Genomic DNA, 219 nt, shown 5'->3' with positions numbered 1-219 from the left:
GCCTAGTTGAGGACTTTATAACCCCGGCCCCGCAGGCATTGCTTAACCACCTGCACTTCCTCGCGGGAGCCCTCGCTGGCACCGCGAGCCGCGCCACTGACGGCGCCTGCACCGGCGCCGCGCTGGGCATCGCGACTGTTTCCCACAGCAGCACCGATCAGGCCACCCACGACCGCACCCGAGGCGGCGCCGCGGGCCGTCTTTTCGCCCGTTTTCACT

At 68.9% G+C, this 219-nt stretch carries 1 protein-coding gene; it reads right to left on the bottom strand.

What is annotated here, in order from left to right:
• Nucleotides 1-2 precede the first annotated feature (2 nt).
• Nucleotides 3-219 (bottom strand): YMGG-like glycine zipper-containing protein (locus A3709_RS19540; protein ID WP_231871256.1); only part of this gene is annotated, 217 nt, incomplete at its 5' end.

Origin of the sequence: Halioglobus sp. HI00S01 (genome assembly GCF_001635445.1) — a bacterium.
Classification (GTDB): Bacteria; Pseudomonadota; Gammaproteobacteria; order Pseudomonadales; family Halieaceae; genus Halioglobus; species Halioglobus japonicus.
Note: the sequence above shows the minus strand (reverse complement) of the source record. Positions and strands in the feature narration are given on the sequence as shown.